General features: G+C 56.3%; 19 protein-coding genes and 1 tRNA gene. 8 read left to right on the forward strand and 12 right to left on the reverse strand.

The genetic code is table 11. The features are described from left to right. Positions 1-65: 65 nt before the first annotated feature. Both LEP6406_RS0204710 and LEP6406_RS0204715 read right to left on the reverse strand, forming a co-directional pair. Complete coding sequence (locus tag LEP6406_RS0204710) at positions 66-452, reverse strand: hypothetical protein (protein ID WP_008313961.1); 387 nt, start codon at positions 450-452, stop codon at positions 66-68. Between the two features lie 124 nt (positions 453-576). After that, on the reverse strand, positions 577-900 hold the full coding sequence (locus tag LEP6406_RS0204715; RefSeq protein ID WP_008313959.1) for a hypothetical protein: 324 nt from the start codon (positions 898-900) through the stop codon (positions 577-579). Between the two features lie 462 nt (positions 901-1,362). Between LEP6406_RS0204715 and LEP6406_RS0204730 the strand changes: the two genes are divergently transcribed. Further along, entirely contained in the window at positions 1,363-1,689 is a 327-nt protein-coding gene (locus tag LEP6406_RS0204730; RefSeq protein ID WP_008316715.1) for an RNA recognition motif domain-containing protein, read from the forward strand. 111 nt (positions 1,690-1,800) lie between these two features. Beyond that, complete coding sequence (gene rpsU / locus LEP6406_RS0204735) at positions 1,801-1,995, forward strand: 30S ribosomal protein S21 (protein ID WP_008316713.1); 195 nt, start codon at positions 1,801-1,803, stop codon at positions 1,993-1,995. 3 nt (positions 1,996-1,998) lie between these two features. Here rpsU and LEP6406_RS0204740 read toward each other — a convergent pair whose 3' ends face one another. Together LEP6406_RS0204740 and LEP6406_RS0204745 are read right to left on the reverse strand one after the other, a co-directional pair. Next, complete coding sequence (locus LEP6406_RS0204740) at positions 1,999-2,250, reverse strand: hypothetical protein (RefSeq protein ID WP_008316711.1); 252 nt, start codon at positions 2,248-2,250, stop codon at positions 1,999-2,001. A 496-nt stretch (positions 2,251-2,746) separates the two neighbouring features. Continuing rightward, on the reverse strand, positions 2,747-3,178 hold the full coding sequence (locus LEP6406_RS0204745; protein WP_008316708.1) for an allophanate hydrolase-related protein: 432 nt from the start codon (positions 3,176-3,178) through the stop codon (positions 2,747-2,749). A 217-nt stretch (positions 3,179-3,395) separates the two neighbouring features. On the opposite strand from LEP6406_RS0204745, the gene LEP6406_RS0204750 reads away from it, so the two are divergent. Next, positions 3,396-4,682 carry a Zn-dependent hydrolase gene (locus tag LEP6406_RS0204750; protein ID WP_008316707.1) on the forward strand — a complete coding sequence of 429 codons (1,287 nt, stop codon included), beginning with the start codon at positions 3,396-3,398 and terminating at the stop codon, positions 4,680-4,682. Positions 4,683-4,822: 140 nt separating this feature from the next. Here LEP6406_RS0204750 and ttcA read toward each other — a convergent pair whose 3' ends face one another. Further along, positions 4,823-5,635 carry a tRNA 2-thiocytidine(32) synthetase TtcA gene (ttcA, locus tag LEP6406_RS0204755; RefSeq protein ID WP_008316704.1) on the reverse strand — a complete coding sequence of 271 codons (813 nt, stop codon included), beginning with the start codon at positions 5,633-5,635 and terminating at the stop codon, positions 4,823-4,825. 114 nt (positions 5,636-5,749) lie between these two features. Between ttcA and LEP6406_RS0204760 the strand changes: the two genes are divergently transcribed. From LEP6406_RS0204760 to patD, 3 genes are all read left to right on the forward strand, one after another. After that, positions 5,750-6,343, forward strand: coding sequence for a DUF3177 family protein (locus LEP6406_RS0204760; RefSeq protein WP_008316702.1), 594 nt, complete (start codon positions 5,750-5,752; stop codon positions 6,341-6,343). A gap of 11 nt (positions 6,344-6,354) precedes the next feature. After that, positions 6,355-6,657: a DUF7734 family protein gene (locus tag LEP6406_RS0204765; protein ID WP_008316700.1), complete on the forward strand. Its 303-nt coding sequence runs from the start codon at positions 6,355-6,357 to the stop codon at positions 6,655-6,657. A gap of 122 nt (positions 6,658-6,779) precedes the next feature. Next, positions 6,780-7,196, forward strand: a complete 417-nt coding sequence (gene patD / locus LEP6406_RS26565; protein ID WP_008316698.1) for a heterocyst frequency control protein PatD — start codon at positions 6,780-6,782, stop codon at positions 7,194-7,196. A gap of 116 nt (positions 7,197-7,312) precedes the next feature. On the opposite strand, the gene LEP6406_RS0204775 is transcribed toward patD, so the two are convergent. The 6 genes from LEP6406_RS0204775 to LEP6406_RS0204800 form a co-directional block, all read right to left on the reverse strand. Continuing rightward, positions 7,313-8,218 carry an urease accessory protein UreD gene (locus LEP6406_RS0204775; protein WP_008316908.1) on the reverse strand — a complete coding sequence of 302 codons (906 nt, stop codon included), beginning with the start codon at positions 8,216-8,218 and terminating at the stop codon, positions 7,313-7,315. Between the two features lie 242 nt (positions 8,219-8,460). Beyond that, positions 8,461-8,658 carry a hypothetical protein gene (locus LEP6406_RS0204780; RefSeq protein WP_027268847.1) on the reverse strand — a complete coding sequence of 66 codons (198 nt, stop codon included), beginning with the start codon at positions 8,656-8,658 and terminating at the stop codon, positions 8,461-8,463. Between the two features lie 108 nt (positions 8,659-8,766). Continuing rightward, positions 8,767-9,333: a peptide deformylase gene (gene def / locus LEP6406_RS0204785; RefSeq protein WP_008316905.1), complete on the reverse strand. Its 567-nt coding sequence runs from the start codon at positions 9,331-9,333 to the stop codon at positions 8,767-8,769. 202 nt (positions 9,334-9,535) lie between these two features. Further along, a complete protein-coding gene (cobA, locus tag LEP6406_RS26570; protein ID WP_008316903.1) occupies positions 9,536-10,414 on the reverse strand; it encodes a uroporphyrinogen-III C-methyltransferase in 879 nt (292 codons plus the stop codon). Between the two features lie 18 nt (positions 10,415-10,432). Next, the gene (locus tag LEP6406_RS26575) at positions 10,433-11,371 is read right to left on the reverse strand and encodes a sirohydrochlorin chelatase (RefSeq protein ID WP_008316901.1); all 939 of its coding nucleotides are present in this window, start codon (positions 11,369-11,371) and stop codon (positions 10,433-10,435) included. A 203-nt stretch (positions 11,372-11,574) separates the two neighbouring features. Then, complete coding sequence (locus LEP6406_RS0204800; protein WP_008316899.1) at positions 11,575-11,955, reverse strand: DUF4359 domain-containing protein; 381 nt, start codon at positions 11,953-11,955, stop codon at positions 11,575-11,577. A 211-nt stretch (positions 11,956-12,166) separates the two neighbouring features. On the opposite strand from LEP6406_RS0204800, the gene LEP6406_RS0204805 reads away from it, so the two are divergent. Together LEP6406_RS0204805 and arsB are read left to right on the forward strand one after the other, a co-directional pair. Further along, a tRNA-His gene (locus tag LEP6406_RS0204805) sits at positions 12,167-12,239 on the forward strand. Positions 12,240-12,809: 570 nt separating this feature from the next. Further along, positions 12,810-13,955, forward strand: coding sequence for an ACR3 family arsenite efflux transporter (gene arsB / locus LEP6406_RS0204810; protein WP_008316898.1), 1,146 nt, complete (start codon positions 12,810-12,812; stop codon positions 13,953-13,955). Between the two features lie 50 nt (positions 13,956-14,005). Here the strand turns inward: arsB and LEP6406_RS29955 are convergent, their stop codons facing one another. After that, positions 14,006-15,025 (reverse strand): PEP-CTERM sorting domain-containing protein, encoded by a 1,020-nt coding sequence (locus tag LEP6406_RS29955; RefSeq protein WP_051463616.1) that lies wholly within the window; start codon positions 15,023-15,025, stop codon positions 14,006-14,008. Between the last annotated feature and the right edge of the window lie 319 nt (positions 15,026-15,344).

Raw genomic sequence — 15,344 nt, forward strand, 5'->3', positions numbered from 1 at the left:
GCCTCAGGCGTCTGTACCTTTAACGCTAACAGAGCCCCCTTTAAAACTTGGTTAAACGGGCGACATTACTGACCCTCATCGTCTTTTTGGAGATGATGACGAATTTGCTGGAGTTCCGCCAGAATTTCCCGCAATAGGCTATTGGTGGCCGTCTCGGCGGCGAGATGAACCTCCAGAGTGGGGGCTAGCCCCAGCACGTCTTGGGCAAAGCGCCGTACCTCCCGCAGGTGAAACGTTAGGGGGGCATCGCGATCGCTGCGGACCTCGGGGTTGAGTTTACTGGGATTAAAGGGGGGATTGAGCAAGTCGGGGTCCGTATTGGCATAGCGATATACCGATGCCCGAGATCGGCGGAGTTGGCGCTGTACATCTTCAACCGAAAGATAGGTATCTTGGGGGAACGTCGGAGCAGCGCCATCGGTCTGCTGCAAAGGCCCAAAGTCCTCAGCCATTGTGGAGTCATCCTGGTCGGGTATCGCATTGAGTCTATACGAGTTTAGTTGAGATCTTGGGGCTGTGGGGTGTGAAGGTTCTGGCTCCCGCAGAATGGGGGGTTGGGGGCAAATCATAGCTGTGCTAAGCAACGCCAGAACCCTTTTTCCCGGCGACCCGATCGCCGCCAAAGTTATCCCCCGCCCCATGCTGGTGGGTGGCGCTGTTGTCTTGGCGAATATTGACCTGAATCCCCGGCCTGCCGTCGCGCTCCTCAAAGTCGATCCCCATCTGCTTCAGGTCGCGGCGCTGGCGGACTTCAATGGGCTCGTAGCCATCCAGGAGCTGACGCAGGTTGAGGCGCAGGCGCAGCTTGCCGATGGTGACACTGGGTTCCCCCATATCCTCCAGACCCAGGAGTTCTTGGTAATCCAGGGGGGGATGGTCGGGATGGTCGGGGACGGGCACCCACTCGGTAGCCTGTTAGCCGGGAATTTTGAATTCCCGGCGGGGTGACAGCGCTGATACCGAATTGACGTTTTTTAGCCCTCTACTCCTTGTCGAACTCAGGTTCACCAAGACACCGAAAGCTGGGATCAGCATCGGGCAAGTTGTCTCGTGGGGCTGGGAGTATAACAGTGCCGAGGCCGCAACGGCTGCCCTCCAGGGCGAAATCAGCCGCCCCGAGGGAGATATTGTCCCCCGGAAATGGCCATAGGTTGGCTCTGGGCAACGGTTCTAGAAACTTCAGCGAACCTGGACATCAATTCGCTGAGAAAGGAACAATGGGGTTATAGTGGTATCTGGATTAGGTATCGGTGGCTGAGTCTTCTCTGGTCTTTTAGAAACGCTATTCTTGCCTTTCGGGTCCGTAAGCTTACCTCCGTATTCCAAATCTCTGACATGTTCGACGACTTAATGAGGTAGGCTATGACGGTTTATGTAGGGAACCTTTCCTACAACGCAACGGAAGAGGATCTGACTGAGGTCTTCAAAGAATACGGGGCTGTTAAGCGTGTTCAAGTACCCGTTGACCGTGAGACAGGCCGCATGCGCGGCTTTGCGTTTGTGGAAATGTCTGAAGACGCCGAAGAAAATGCTGCCATTGAGGATCTCGACGGTGCAGAGTGGATGGGCCGCACCCTAAAAGTGAATAAGGCGCGCCCCCGCACGGAACGCAAGCCCTCAGGCGGCGGACGCAGTGCCGGTGGTGGTGGCTGGAGTGGCGGCGGCGGCGGTGGCGGCGATCGCTACTAAGGCTCAAAGTCCAACCTATACCCAAATTCCCAACCCGAAGGCGGGGCGGGGGAGCTATTCCCGCCCCGTTTTTTCGCCGCTGTACACATACGTTCCATAGGAGATAACTACATGGCCCAAGTGGTCTTAGGTGAAAATGAGCAACTTGAATCAGCCCTGCGGCGGTTCAAGCGTAAGGTGTCTAGCGCAGGCATCTTTGCTGATATGAAGAAAAATCGGCATTTTGAAACCCCCGCCGAAAAACGGAAACGCAAGGAAATTGCCCGACATCGGCAAAAGCGTCGCTTCCGCCGTCGCCAGTCCTAGTGCTCAGTCAATTAATGATTGACGGGTGACCGAAATCCTGGAGTTGAGTTGGGGTTGAATTTTGAGGGTCTTCGACCCGTCAAAATTTTCCTGACGGAACACCAGGGGCGATCGTCTCTGATCGTGGAAAAGTTGAAGGGTTTGGCGGTGCAGCATAATCACCACACAGGCAACCAGACTGACATTTTCAGGGTTGCCTCTGCACCGCCCGCTGTAGCCTTCTGGTCTTTTGCAGAAATACTCTAACCGTTCCATAGCGGCACACCTCGGCCCCTCTCCCTAGCCCTCTCCCAGCGGGAGAGGGGACCGGAAAATGTTGGGCTGGTGCGGCAGTGTTGTAGGGTGCATAACGCTAAGGCGTGGCTTTGCCCACGCGAGGCAATGCACCGCAGAGATGCCACACTAGTACTCTGCGGCGTAAATACCTTGGCCGTTCCATCGTGGCACACTCGGCCCCTCACCCTAGCCCTCTCCCAAGGGGAGAGGGGACCGGAAAAGGTTGAGCTGGCGCGACAATAGTGGACTGATTTACGCCCTGCGGTACTAGTACTGGGTAGCGGAAATATCCTTGCCGTTTTCTAACGACGAGGCAGAGCTTCGGTGAGGATTCCCAGGCAGAGCCTGGGAACCAGGAAAGAAGTTTCGTCGGGTGCATAACGCTAAGGCGTGGCTTCGCCCACGCGAAGCAATGTACCGCAGAAAGGCAACGCCTAGGGGAAATGGGCTCAGGATTTCCGCCGCAGAGTACTAGCTACTCTGCGGCTGCTTTGTAGGCCGCCCAGCCCCCATGGCACGAAATATCTTCCCAGCCGTAGCGCTCCACCAACGCCTGGGGATAGAGCATCGCCGTCAGCACCGTCCCATCCTCCGTCACCACATCAGCGGGGTACATGTGGGGGGGTTCATGGGCGAGTAGATACTCAAACTGGGCCGCTGTGAGTTCATATATTTCGCCGGGAATGGAAATGCCACCCTCGGCCACCTCGTAGATGGCGGGATGCCACCCGGCCTCAGCGGCATGGAGCCGATAGCGGGCCTGGGTGCGGGTAGCCCCCAGGAAGGTGGCGGATTGCAGATTGTCGTGGTCCGGCTGTCCCCGCAACGCCGATCCGCAGATGAAAATACGGTGGGTGGTCTGGGTGCTCGTGGTATCGGGGCTGGCCTGGGTCGTGGTCTGGCTCATCGGTAGACAACTCCAAAAATGAGATTAGGGATTCGCAGGAAAATAACCTACCGGCTGATCCCTCAATGGGCAAATGGTGTCCCCTAAAACACCAAGGTTCTCCATCAACCCTGTAGATTGTATACAGAATACAAGCATCTTTGAGGGTAACGTCCGATACCGTCGGATTCCACGACCCATCCCACCCTTATAGACTGCGCTCAACCTAGGACTGTCCATGGTTACCCTGCTTTCCCAGCCCTCTCGATTGACCCTCAACGGCGATCGCCTCAATCAGCGCATCGAAATCCTCGCTAATCTAGGCCGTCAATCATCGGGCTATATCCGTCGCCTCGCCTTCACCCCCGAAGACCTCCAGGCCCGTCAGCAGGTGCAGACCTGGATGGCGCAAGCGGGGATGACAGTGCGGATCGACGCGGCGGGCAATATCATTGGGCGCTACCCCGGTCAGGTGCAGGATGCTCCCGCCCTAGCCACGGGCTCCCACATTGACACGGTGCCCTCTGGAGGGCGCTTTGACGGCGTGCTGGGGGTGCTGGCGGGCATTGAGGCCATCGCTGCCCTCCAAGAGCGGCACCTGCGCCTGCGCCATCCCCTAGAGGTGATCGTTTTCACCGACGAGGAAAGTACCATGATCGGCTGTCAGGCCATGGCGGGCACTGTCCAGGCGCGGGCTGCTGACTACCATCCTGCCGATGGCACCACTCTGGAATCTTGCCTGGAGCGGGTCGGGGGCAACTGGGATGAGATTGCCACGGCCCTGCGATCGCGGTCGGATCTTGCCGCCTTTGTAGAACTCCATGTGGAGCAGGGGGCAGTGTTGGAACATCAGCAGCGCAGCATTGGTGTGGTCGAAGGGGTGGTGGGCATTCGCCGCTGGGCTCTGAGCCTGACCGGGGAGGCGAACCATGCGGGTACGACGCCGATGGATCTGCGCCATGATGCCCTAGTAGCCGCCGCTGAAATCACCCTGGCGGTGCGGAGGATCGCCCTCCAGCAACCCGGTAATCCCGTGGCCACGGTGGGCTATCTGAATGTCTTGCCCAATGCGGTCAATATTGTGCCGGGGCGGGTAGATCTGTCGGTAGATATGCGGGATCTTTCCTGCAACTGTCTCCACACGATGGAGCAGCGGTTGAAACAGGAGGCTCAGGGCATCGCCGCCACCCATGGAGTGGCCATCACCTTCAAGCCCCTCCTCTGTGTGGAACCGACCCCAGCGGCTCCAGGGATTCAAGGTGCGATCGCAACTGTCTGCGATGAACTGGGCCTGAGCCACTGTTCTCTCCCCAGCCGCGCCGGACACGATGCCCTGGAAATTGGCCGTATCACCGACATGGGCATGATTTTTGTCCCCAGTCAGGCGGGCATCAGCCACTCCCAAGCGGAATACACCTCCCCGGAGCAATGCACCCAGGGGGCCACGGTGCTGCTCCACACCTTTCTCAAGCTAGACACTGCTTACCCCACGGATAATGCCGAAAGGGTGAAGAGTGAAGAGTGAAGGGTGAAGAGTGAAGGGTGAAGGGTGAAGGGTGAAGGGTGAAGGGTGAAGGGTGAAGGGTGACACGACAGGCAAGGGATTGCCCCTACGTGATCAATTCAAAACTCAAAATTCAAAATTCAAAACTCTCTGCCACCCCCTCACCCCCCTCCCCTCCGCAAGTCCTCCAACCCTGCAAAGTCATACTGCGCTGGGTCCGCCAAGTGGGACGGCACCAAATTTTGCAAACTGCGAAATAGGGACTCAATGCGCCCAGGGGATTCCCGCTCCCAGGTCGCCAGCATCTCCTTGATCCGCACCCGCTCCAGGTTGGTCTGGGAGCCACAGAGATTGCAGGGAATGATGGGAAACTGGCGCTGGCGGGCATAGCGGGCAATCATCTGCTCAGAGCAATAGGCGAGGGGCCGAATCACAATATGGCGATGGTCATCCGTCAGATACTTGGGCGGCATCGCCTTCAGCTTCGCCCCGTGAAATAGGTTGAGAAATAGGGTTTCTACAATGTCATCCCGGTGGTGGCCGAGGGCAATCTTGGTGACGCCTTCCTCCTCCGCCACCCGGTACAACACCCCCCGCCGCAACCGTGAGCAGAGGCTGCACATTGTCTTGCCTTCAGGAATCACGCGCTTGACGGTGCTGTAGGTATCCTGCTCCACAATGCGGTAGGGCACTCCCAAGGCTGTCAAATAGTCCGGCAACACCTGGGTCGGAAATCCGGGCTGCTTTTGGTCCAGGTTCACCGCGAGCAGCTCAAAGGGTACCGGAGCATTGCGCTGGAGGCTGATCAGCATATCCAGCAGCGTGTAGGAATCTTTGCCCCCCGACAGGCAGACCATGATGCGATCGCCCGCCCCAATCATGGCGTAATCGTGGATGGCCTTGCCCACCTGATTACGGAGCCGAGCCTGGAGCTTCTTAAACGTACTAGACGCGGGGATTGCAGTGGAAACCATGGGCCGATTACTTTCTGGAGTGGAGAGAAATGCTGGATACTCACAATCTACATGATGGTCAGAATCGGCAAATGATAGTCTAGGAAGGCTGCATGTTTCCGGCCCATAGCGTTGATGATTGACCCTGTTCTACTGGAATCCTTGGTTTGGACCGATTACCGTCTGGCGGTCCTGTTCTCAGTCCTCATGCCGCTGGTGCTACTGACTTGGGCCTTTATCCGTAAATCTGAAGCCCTGCACCTGTTGCTCACGATCTACTGGAAGGTTGCCAGTCTGCTGATGATCACGGTGTATCTGATGATCGGCGGCTTTGGGATCGGCTTCATCACCGCCTTAATGGCGCGCATTCTCATCCCCATGACCCTCTGGTTCTGGGATGATCTCAATGAAGAGATCCGAGAACAGCCCCAAAGTATCCTCCGGTTTGTCTTTGTTTCCTGGCGCTGGGCCGTGACAATCTACCATGGCCTAGGTGCGATCGCGCTTTTACTCTTCATCCCCTGCGCCTTTTCCACCGAGCTGTTCGGTAGCAGTCGCTGCCAAGCCTGGATTCAGCCCAACTTCCTCTACAAAGCGCAGTTCCACGATGGAGACCCCAATGGCTTTTTAGGCTTCTTCGGCATCCTTGGCCTAGTCATTTATATGATTGCCCTGGGCTACTTTGTAATTGTGCGCTTAGGTCGCCAAGGCCGCTCCGCTATGAACTAGGTGCTTCACCCATGACCTCCCCCCTCCCCATTCAACGCCTCGAAGCCTATAGCCAGCAGTATCCCCAAGAGGTGCTGTTAGTGAATGCCACCATTGGCGCAGACGCGGATCAGGTGGTCATTTTCCGGGGATTTTCCAGTTCTCTCATGCGGCCCACCGCCTTTGATCCCGAGGTACCAGTGTTACCCGAGGAGGCCACCATCACCAGCCTCGATCGCCTCCAAGGCCCCTACACCCCTGACAATCCCCAGTATTTAGAACGTGCTATTTCCTGGCTCACCTTCGCCACCCGTCTCACGGATCTCGGTCTGTAGATCCCCAACCGTCCCTACGGTTCTTCCTTGCCATCGCCTGCATTGGGCGCGGTGCTCGTAGCCCCTACGGGCTTACAGGGTCTCCCCCTAGAAAGCTTGCTGAATCCAGTTGTGAACCCACTATGGCCCCAGCAGATGACTGTGCTGACTTGAGAGGTAGCCCCCGTGCCCTCGTTACCACCTTTATGGACCAGGTGCAGAGGTTGCGTCAGACTGCCACCCAGCCCAATCCCGATGGTCGATCGCTCCAGGAGCAGTTTCTTGCCCTGCAACAATCGGCCCAGCAGGGAATTTTGCAGATGACTCCCCGCCACCAGGAGGGGTTACCACCTCAGTCGGTGGTGGCCTACCAGACGGAAATCAGTCGCGCCCTACGGTTACTGGGGATGGATATTACCTTTATGCAGGCGGCACGGCAGTCCTTGACCGGGCAAAAGCGTCAAGCCCAAATGGGCGATCGCCTGGAACGCCTTTTGAACTATGGGGAAGGGCTATTGGCTTCCCTGAGCGATGATGCCGTTGGGACTGATGGGAACTAGTGGGTCATTTATAGCGGTTCTCACTCGGGTTAAGTACAGGCAAGGGGCTTAAGCCCCTTGTTCCCCGAATTGCCATCAAGTTGAGCTGTACCTCATCCATTAGGGAACCGCTATATTTAACGCTGCCAGACCCGAGGCAAGATCGGATCTTGGCCGCCGTGGGTGTGGCGGATCTGGACCCAGACGGCCTCAAACCAGCGGCGTACCTCGCTGGTGCTGTGGCCCCGATAGCGACACACTAGCCCTGCTTGCAAGCGGCTTACCCCGGCTTCGCCTCGGTTTTGGGTTGTGGTCTGCCAGAGGTCGCGGATGTGGTTAACGAATTCTCGCTCTACTGGGCTACCGACCCAGGCGAGGGTCGCCACCACGGGACAGCCCGCTAGGGCATGGGGGCTGTGCCAACGGGTTTCATTGGCGATGAACCTTTGGGGATCAACCCACAGGGGTTTTTCGTCTTGCCAGATCTCAAAGCGCGATCGCACTTCTCCCGCTACAAACCGCTCTCCCCGAGCCGTGCGTCCCAACCGCAGGATATCCCAGCCCAGCCAATGGGCTTGAGGGGCCAACTCCACCCGCCAGGTCTGGTGATAGCACGCCCCCTCAAACAGGATAGATTCCTGGGGCAGCCACTCTAGTCGGGCTCCCTCGCCCACTCGGACTATCCCCGTTACCTGGGCTGGTCGTTGGTGAGGCTGGTCGTTGTAGACTTTGGCCGCCGCTGCCGTTGTAATGAGGGCCTGGGTCTGGGGCTCTAACGTCAGGTCATAGGCCAAACGGTCACCTCCCACCATGCCCCCCGCCGTATGGATCAGGATGGTGTGGCAACGGCGATTTGCTTCCGGGTAGAAGGGACGCTGCACCTTAAGGGGGGCCTGGGTCTGCACCAGGGGCACCGTTTTGTCTCCCTGACGGCGATAGGTGAGGGTGGCCCGTCCCTGCCAAGCGCGACCCCCACTTACCGGAGAGCGGATTTCAGCGGAGACAGGGATTGAAACTGAGGCTGACGATTCAATCGACGGCACAAATACTCCCTAACATGATGTCTGGTTGATTGCGTACAATTCTGCAAAGGACGCAAAGCCCTGCGCCCCTATCCATGAGCTAGATTTGTGGGGTATCAACGTAAGCCGAGACAATATTGGTTCCGAGGAATTCAGGAGTCAGAATCCAGTACTCTCCTAGATGCTGACTCCTAACTCCTAACTCCTCCCCAAGAGAGTTGTCCCGCTTTGAGTTGATACCCCAAGGCTCTACCCCCAAGGCTCTACATATTGGCCCGAGCATCCTTGACGGCAGCGTAGAAAAAGACGCCAGTCATGGGGATGCTGAGGGCAAGAACAATGCTGGTGGGTAGGTTGCCCCAGTCAGGTTGGCCAGAGGAGAGCTCAAAGATGGAGCCCACTGCCGCGATCGCAGCGACACAGGAACCCAATAGAAATAACCCGCTCTTTGGTGTCCACACAGTGTTTAGCCTCTACCCAGATCTTGATGCAATAGTGACACAGCCGGGACGTGGCTACAACCTAAGTAGCGGTGATGGGGCCAGGGTGGAAATTTTCTTTGCCCGTCCCTAACTGTGGACGAGCTTTACGTCCTTCGCGGAAAACCCTTGCTTTTGGAGGGCTTGGTTCATGGCCAACTGGTTGGTAACCCGATCCACAAACATGACCCCAGCGAGGTGATCCATTTCGTGGAGAATGCAGCGGGCCAGAAGATCATCGGCGGCGAGTTTCTGGGGTCGTCCGTTTTCGTCCTTGTAGCTGACCTCAATGGCGACGGGGCGCACCACATCCAGATACACACCAGGAATGCTTAGGCAGCCTTCTTCTCCGGTGCAGAGTTTTTGACTGGTGCGGAGAACCTTGGGGTTGATCAAGATTAAGGGTAGGGCGGCAGGATTATCCGGTTCTAGATCAATGACAATCACCTGCTTGTTTACCCCCACTTGGGGTGCGGCAAGGCCAATGCCGTCGGAACTGTACATGGTTTGCAGCATTTCCCGAGCCAACTGACGGATTTCATCGTCCACCTTAGCCACCCGTTTTGCGGGCTGACGGAGGACACGATCGCCCAGGGTATGGATCTTTAGGGGCGGCGTTTTCAGCTTTTTCTTGTCTACCTGGGTGGCGGTGGTCATAGGACATCAATGGCGTGAACAGTGGTGGGGAATTTAAAACCCCTAGGCTTCAAATTCTTGCAAATCTTACCTAGTGCTCAGTCAAGCTTCAATTTGTAGGTTGGGTGCAGCGCTAGCGGAACCCAACATAGCCTACCGCTGTTGGGTGACCCTTCGTTTCACCCAACCTACAAGTACTCTAATCTTTAGTCTTGACGCTGCACTAGTCCATCCTAGCAATGGGAGATGCGTCCTTGGTTAATCCCGGCGTTAAGGATGGGCCAGTTAAAGCCTTGGCAATCCAGGGGAGAGGGGTGTGGGCGGGTTGGCTTTGCGCCAGCAGGGGGCGTAGGTTGACTACGGTACCAATCACCGCGATCGCGGGGGCGGCGAATCCCGTTGCCACCATTTCTGAGAGGACTGTACCTAGGGTCGCCACCAAGGTTTCCTGTTCGGGGCGAGTGCCCCAGCGAATCAGGGCCACGGGGGTATCGGTGGCGAGATCTGCCTGGGTCAGGGCAGTGACAATATTGGTTAGGTTATGGATGCCCATATAGATCACAATGGTTTCCGACCCGCGCGCGATCGCGGCCCAATCTACCTGAGGCCGATACTTACCCACCGACTCGTGACCCGTAACAAAGGTGACGGAGGAACTGTAGTCCCGATGGGTGAGGGGAATCCCGGCATAAGCGGGCACCGCCACACCAGCGGTGATGCCAGGAACAACTTCCACTGCAATCCCCGCCTCCACCAAACCCAGCATTTCCTCTCCCCCGCGCCCAAAAACAAAGGGATCGCCGCCCTTCAGACGCACCACGATGGCATGGTGTTGGGCCTGGTGCACTAGCAAGGCCGTGATCTCTTCCTGCTTGAGGGAATGGTACCCTCGGCGCTTCCCTGCTGAGATCATCTCGGCTTGGGGATTCACCATGGCCAGAACAGGAGCGCTCACTAAGGCGTCATAGACCACCACATCAGCCCGCTCTAACAAATCTCGGCCCTTGAGGGTCATTAACCCCGGATCCCCCGGTCCTGCCCCCACCAGATATACCGTGCCTAAGTTCCGCTTTTCCCCTGGCGGCCTTGCTCCATGCGTCATTCTATGTCTCCCTCGGCGTTAGGCCGTTATACCATTTCCCAGCAGCACTGGGCTGATATTATTGCCCTGCTCCAAAGGGGGAGGAGCCGTCAAGGCCACATCACTCACCACCCGCGCCAGATCGGCACTGCTACCCAAGGGGGGCAGCAAACGGAAACGCACACGGGGAAAACGCTCTGCCAAGGCTTCGGTCTGTTGGGTAATGCTGTCGGTAATGCCCCCAGCAAACAAAAAATAGGGCGCGATCGCAATACGCTGATGCCCCGCCTGAATCAAATGGATCACCTGCTCCTCTAGCCCCGGTGCCACCGCCCAAAACGCGATCGCGGCCCCCAACTTAGCAGCGGTACGCTCCAGCAGACGGTTACTGCCCGGTCGGCGGCTACCGTGGGCCACCAGTAACCGAGTCTCGACAGTGGTGCGGGCAAGACGACTAGCCAGAAACGCCTGGAGCCCTTGATAGCCCCCCAAATGATCCGTCATGTGAACCTGCATATCAGCAGGCAAATGGATCTGAGCTTGGGCCAGTTCGGAGGGTACATCCTCAACCACATGGACCCCCCGCAATAGAAACAACGGAACCACCACTAACTGCCGTACCCCTAGAGCCGCCGCCCGGTGTCCAAAAATGGCAATTTGCTCTGCCAAGGGCACTGCCGCCGTTTCCAGGGTAGCGGTACCCACAAGGGGCATCGGGTGCTGCCGTCCATCGTCCTCCGAGACCAGAAGCTCTGATTCGGGAGGTAGTGGAAAGCGTCGAGGGCCACCACCCGGACTAGCCCTGGGCCACCGCGACAGCATTCCCTCCGGATGTTCTGGGCGCATGGGCTGCCCCTGGCGTCCCACCCAGGCCGGATCAGCCAATTGCTGTCGCACCGTTTGGGCCAAGCGCATCAGGGACTTACGATGGCGGGGATCGGTGCTGCCGTGGGCAACGAGTAGGTAGGCGGTGGACATAAAAACCATCCTGGACGACAGCGGACTAAACTCCGGTGACAGGACGCAAACAGAAATACTCTCAGGGGGCAATTGCCCCACCTCTCAAGAACGGCTAGCAAGTAATGAAATTATAGGAATCCCCCAACGCCGTCGCTGTATCAAGGACTTCACGCCGGAGCAAAGGGTCGTAACAAGCTATACCTTGTCAGTCAAGGCGTTAGTCAAGGCAGTTGCCGAGCACTCAGGGGAATAAAGCGCCCCACAATTCCCAAGGTCTTGACCTCATAGCTCGGCAGAAAGTCGAGGCCCGGTACCCCCAGAGACGTGCGATAAATACTACAGACCCACAGGTTCAGGCGCTCTGTCCGATTACGAATCAAGGTGGGAATCTGGGGCTGTCCCAAGGCAATCACCTCGGCGCATTGTCCCTGAAGCACCTCTGCTACGGCTCCTGGCAAATCATCACAGAGTGTTTCATTGAGATAAAGAGATGCTTGCTCCGTGGCATAGGCTTGATAGGCGATAGGGGTGGGATTGGTGGCTACAAGCCCACCAACTACTGCTCCCAGTATCAAAAATCCAATGACGGTTGAGACTTTCATATCCGTTTCTGTCGCAACTCCATGGGTGTTAATGAGCAGGCACGATTAGGACTCTCAACGGGTATGGGGCTCATTGTAGAGGGCGAACCCCCAAACTGGGGGCCAAAAGTGGGGAGGTGTTACGGGGCAGGGCGGGTTTTGATGTAGAAATCAATTCGATAGCAACAGATCAAAACTCGGTGCTAAAATGGGGACCGTGCAGAAATGCATGGCGAGCGTAGCCAAGGGGTTAAGGCAGTGGATTGTGGTTCCGCCATTCGTGGGTTCGAATCCCATCGTTCGCCCTAGTTTCAAGACAACAACAAAGTCCCATCTGTATTGGGGTAGATAGGGGTGAGCGCTGCTCGACCTTGCAGGGGTGCCTTAAAGGGGTGTTGGAATTTTGCGATGCCCCCCTTACCAGCTAGGCAAGCGGCTGAATCCTGCTGAATCCTATGGCGCTAGCAGGCGCTAGCATTGGATGGGTCTAATATCAATTTTTATTGAAAGACGATACCATTCCAATCTCGACTGCCGTCACTAGTGCTCTGCGGCTTAAATGCCCTAACTGTTCTATCGTGGTACACCTCGGCCCCTCACCATTCGGCTGAGCTCACGCCGAAGTCTCACGCCGAGGCCCTAGCCCTCTCCCAAGGGGCTACGGTCTAGGTGTACTCGTCTCAACTCAAGCGCAAAGCTCTGGCCTGACTACGTTGCAGTCCTGCCCGATAGGGATTGGGGGTGAGAGCCGAGATGGGTATTAGCAGTAACCTTCCCTCATAAGTCGAAACAAAAACATCAATCACTATTGATATGATTAAGGGGTTCGCCGCTGACTGTGCCTGCGGCGGTGCCCCTTGCTAAAGGATTGACCTATGACTTCTCCCGAGAATTTCCCGGCTGGACCAGCCCAGGGGGGACTGAGCTTTTTTGAGCGCTATCTAACGGTATGGGTGGTGCTGTGTATTGGGGCGGGAATTGTCTTGGGGCGGGTGTTCCCCGATCTGGCGATCGCACTGGATGCCATGGCCATACATCAGGTGTCGGTGCCCATTGCCATCTGTCTCTTTTTCATGATGTACCCAATCATGGTGAAAATTGACTTTGGCCAAGCCAAGCGCGCGGTCCAGACCCCCAAGCCGGTACTCCTCACCCTCGTAGTGAACTGGCTGATCAAACCCTTTACCATGGTGTTCATTGCCCAAGCCTTTTTGGGGGGGCTATTTCTGCCCTGGATTCAGGGTACAGAACTGCTTCGAGGCGGGGAGATCGCCCTAGCGGATTCCTATATTGCGGGGGCAATTTTGCTGGGTATTGCCCCTTGCACGGCGATGGTATTGATGTGGGGGTATCTTTCCTTCAGCAACCAGGGACTTACCCTGGTAATGGTGGCGATTAACTCCCTGGCTATGCTTTTTCTTTATGCTCCCCTGGGGCAATGGCTGCTGGCGGCGAATAACCTAGCGGTGCCCTATGGGACAATTTTGCTTTCGGTACTGATTTATGTCGGCTTGCCCCTGTTGGCGGGGGCGGTGTCGCGAACGTGGATTTTGCGTCACAAGGGACGAGCTTGGTTCAATGAGGTGTTTTTGAAATACCTCAGTCCTATATCGGTGGTGGCGCTGCTGATGACCCTATTGCTGCTGTTCGCCTTTAAGGGAGAAGTTATTGTCCAGAATCCTTTCCACATTCTGCTGATCGCGGTGCCCCTATTTATTCAGACCACGCTGATTTTTTTGCTGACTTATGTCGCAGCCCAAAAGCTGGGCTTGGCCTATGAGGATGCTGCCCCAGCGGCACTGATCGGGGCCAGCAACCACTTTGAAGTTGCGATCGCAACAGCAGTAACCCTGTTTGGCCTCAACTCCGGCGCAGCCCTGGCCACCGTAGTCGGGGTATTGATTGAGGTGCCGGTCATGCTGGCACTAGTTGAGGTCTGCAAGGGTACCGCCTTCTGGTTTCCTCGGGAACCCGAGAAAGCTACCCTCTCCGATCCCCGCTGTCTACGGGTAGATCTCTAGCTCAAGAGATCCAGATCGGAGAGGGTGCGGTCAAGTTATGACCCTCGCAGTTAGCGACGCTTCAGCATGGCCCCTCCTACTAGCAGCGCCCCAATCCCGAGGAGAGTTCCAGGTTCCGGAACTGGCTGTGGATCCATCCCCCCATGATCACCACCGCCAATAGGGTCTTCGCCATCAATAGGGTCTTCGCCATCAATAGGGTCTTCGCCATCAATAGGGTCTTCGCCATCAATGGGGTCTTCGCCATCAATGGGGTCTTCGCCATCAATGGGGTCTTCGCCATCATCGGGAATCCCTAAATCACTAAAGGCTGTGACCCCATCCCATCCAATGGCCTCGGCACTGAGGGCTTGGGTGAGATCTAGGTTGAACACTACCCGATAGTCAAACGGGGAAGAGACAGAGGTGTCCGTCTGGGTCATCCGCGTACGATCGACACGAAGGGGAGAAAAGAAGGAATTGCCAAAAAAGGCAATACTATCGTTCATCATTTCTAAACCCGTAAGCAGCTCTAAGCCGGTGGGGCGAACGGTATTGGTTTGCCCATTTGAGGTCTGCGAGCGAATATAGGTTCCAATACCGGGAATGCCATCCCCAGTCGTCGGGTCCAATTTCAGCAAGACACTAGCAGGAGCCCCCCCGCCGGGACCATAGCTTGATAGCCAGCCTCCCTGAGTAAAGCGAGTAAAACCTTGCCCACTGGGAGTGCCCCCATCGATCGTAAAAGCAGCATACAAATTGTCAGTCCCATCCCAAACAATGCCAATACCTCGGGCATCCGCAGGGGAGGTATCATAGTCTGCCCGAACCCAATTCCTAACACCATTCGTAAAACTTGCCAGGATTGGATCTTGGTTATTAGCAGAGGCTTGACGAGTGCCGATGTAGATCGTGGTGTCACCAAAGGTAATTGCTGCCGCACCACTGGCTATGATCTCGGATTCAGTGGCACCGAGACCAAATTGTGCTGGACTACTGTTAATAGCACTGAGAGAAAATGCATCACTGGGCAGTGCGTGCAGAACAGATAGTGTTGAGGCAATTAGGGTAACCGTTGCAAGATGCTTCATATTGGAAATCCTCCTAAGTACAAACGGAATAGACGCTTCATCACGAATAATGATTCAGGAAATTTCCGCTAGATTTTCACTTGCGTTGCCATAGACCACCGTGTTTTCGACGGCAAGCTAGTCATTGGCTAGCATTGGCTAGTAACTTGCTAATGACTAAATTAAGTGAAATCACCGAGGCAAAATCATAAGCCTTGATTCTCTGTCAAAAAGTTGATTGGAATGACAACTTGGAAAATACATGCCCATAGAACGGACGTTTCACCTAGTCAAGGTAGGACAAAATAGGGTTCTGAGGGTATCAATTTGGGTGTCGCGG

The organism is Leptolyngbya sp. PCC 6406 (assembly GCF_000332095.2).
GTDB lineage: Bacteria > Cyanobacteriota > Cyanobacteriia > Phormidesmidales > Phormidesmidaceae > PCC-6406.

Coding starts and splice junctions, on each gene's coding strand:
- LEP6406_RS0204710 (WP_008313961.1), bottom strand. CDS start 452: ATGGCTGAGGACTTTGGGCCTTTGCAGCAGACCGATGGCGCTGCTCCG.
- LEP6406_RS0204730 (WP_008316715.1), top strand. CDS start 1,363: ATGACGGTTTATGTAGGGAACCTTTCCTACAACGCAACGGAAGAGGAT.
- rpsU (WP_008316713.1), top strand. CDS start 1,801: ATGGCCCAAGTGGTCTTAGGTGAAAATGAGCAACTTGAATCAGCCCTG.
- LEP6406_RS0204740 (WP_008316711.1), bottom strand. CDS start 2,250: ATGGAACGGTTAGAGTATTTCTGCAAAAGACCAGAAGGCTACAGCGGG.
- LEP6406_RS0204745 (WP_008316708.1), bottom strand. CDS start 3,178: ATGAGCCAGACCACGACCCAGGCCAGCCCCGATACCACGAGCACCCAG.
- LEP6406_RS0204750 (WP_008316707.1), top strand. CDS start 3,396: ATGGTTACCCTGCTTTCCCAGCCCTCTCGATTGACCCTCAACGGCGAT.
- ttcA (WP_008316704.1), bottom strand. CDS start 5,635: ATGGTTTCCACTGCAATCCCCGCGTCTAGTACGTTTAAGAAGCTCCAG.
- LEP6406_RS0204760 (WP_008316702.1), top strand. CDS start 5,750: ATGATTGACCCTGTTCTACTGGAATCCTTGGTTTGGACCGATTACCGT.
- LEP6406_RS0204765 (WP_008316700.1), top strand. CDS start 6,355: ATGACCTCCCCCCTCCCCATTCAACGCCTCGAAGCCTATAGCCAGCAG.
- patD (WP_008316698.1), top strand. CDS start 6,780: ATGGCCCCAGCAGATGACTGTGCTGACTTGAGAGGTAGCCCCCGTGCC.
- def (WP_008316905.1), bottom strand. CDS start 9,333: ATGACCACCGCCACCCAGGTAGACAAGAAAAAGCTGAAAACGCCGCCC.
- cobA (WP_008316903.1), bottom strand. CDS start 10,414: ATGACGCATGGAGCAAGGCCGCCAGGGGAAAAGCGGAACTTAGGCACG.
- LEP6406_RS26575 (WP_008316901.1), bottom strand. CDS start 11,371: ATGTCCACCGCCTACCTACTCGTTGCCCACGGCAGCACCGATCCCCGC.
- LEP6406_RS0204800 (WP_008316899.1), bottom strand. CDS start 11,955: ATGAAAGTCTCAACCGTCATTGGATTTTTGATACTGGGAGCAGTAGTT.
- arsB (WP_008316898.1), top strand. CDS start 12,810: ATGACTTCTCCCGAGAATTTCCCGGCTGGACCAGCCCAGGGGGGACTG.
- LEP6406_RS29955 (WP_051463616.1), bottom strand. CDS start 15,025: ATGAAGCATCTTGCAACGGTTACCCTAATTGCCTCAACACTATCTGTT.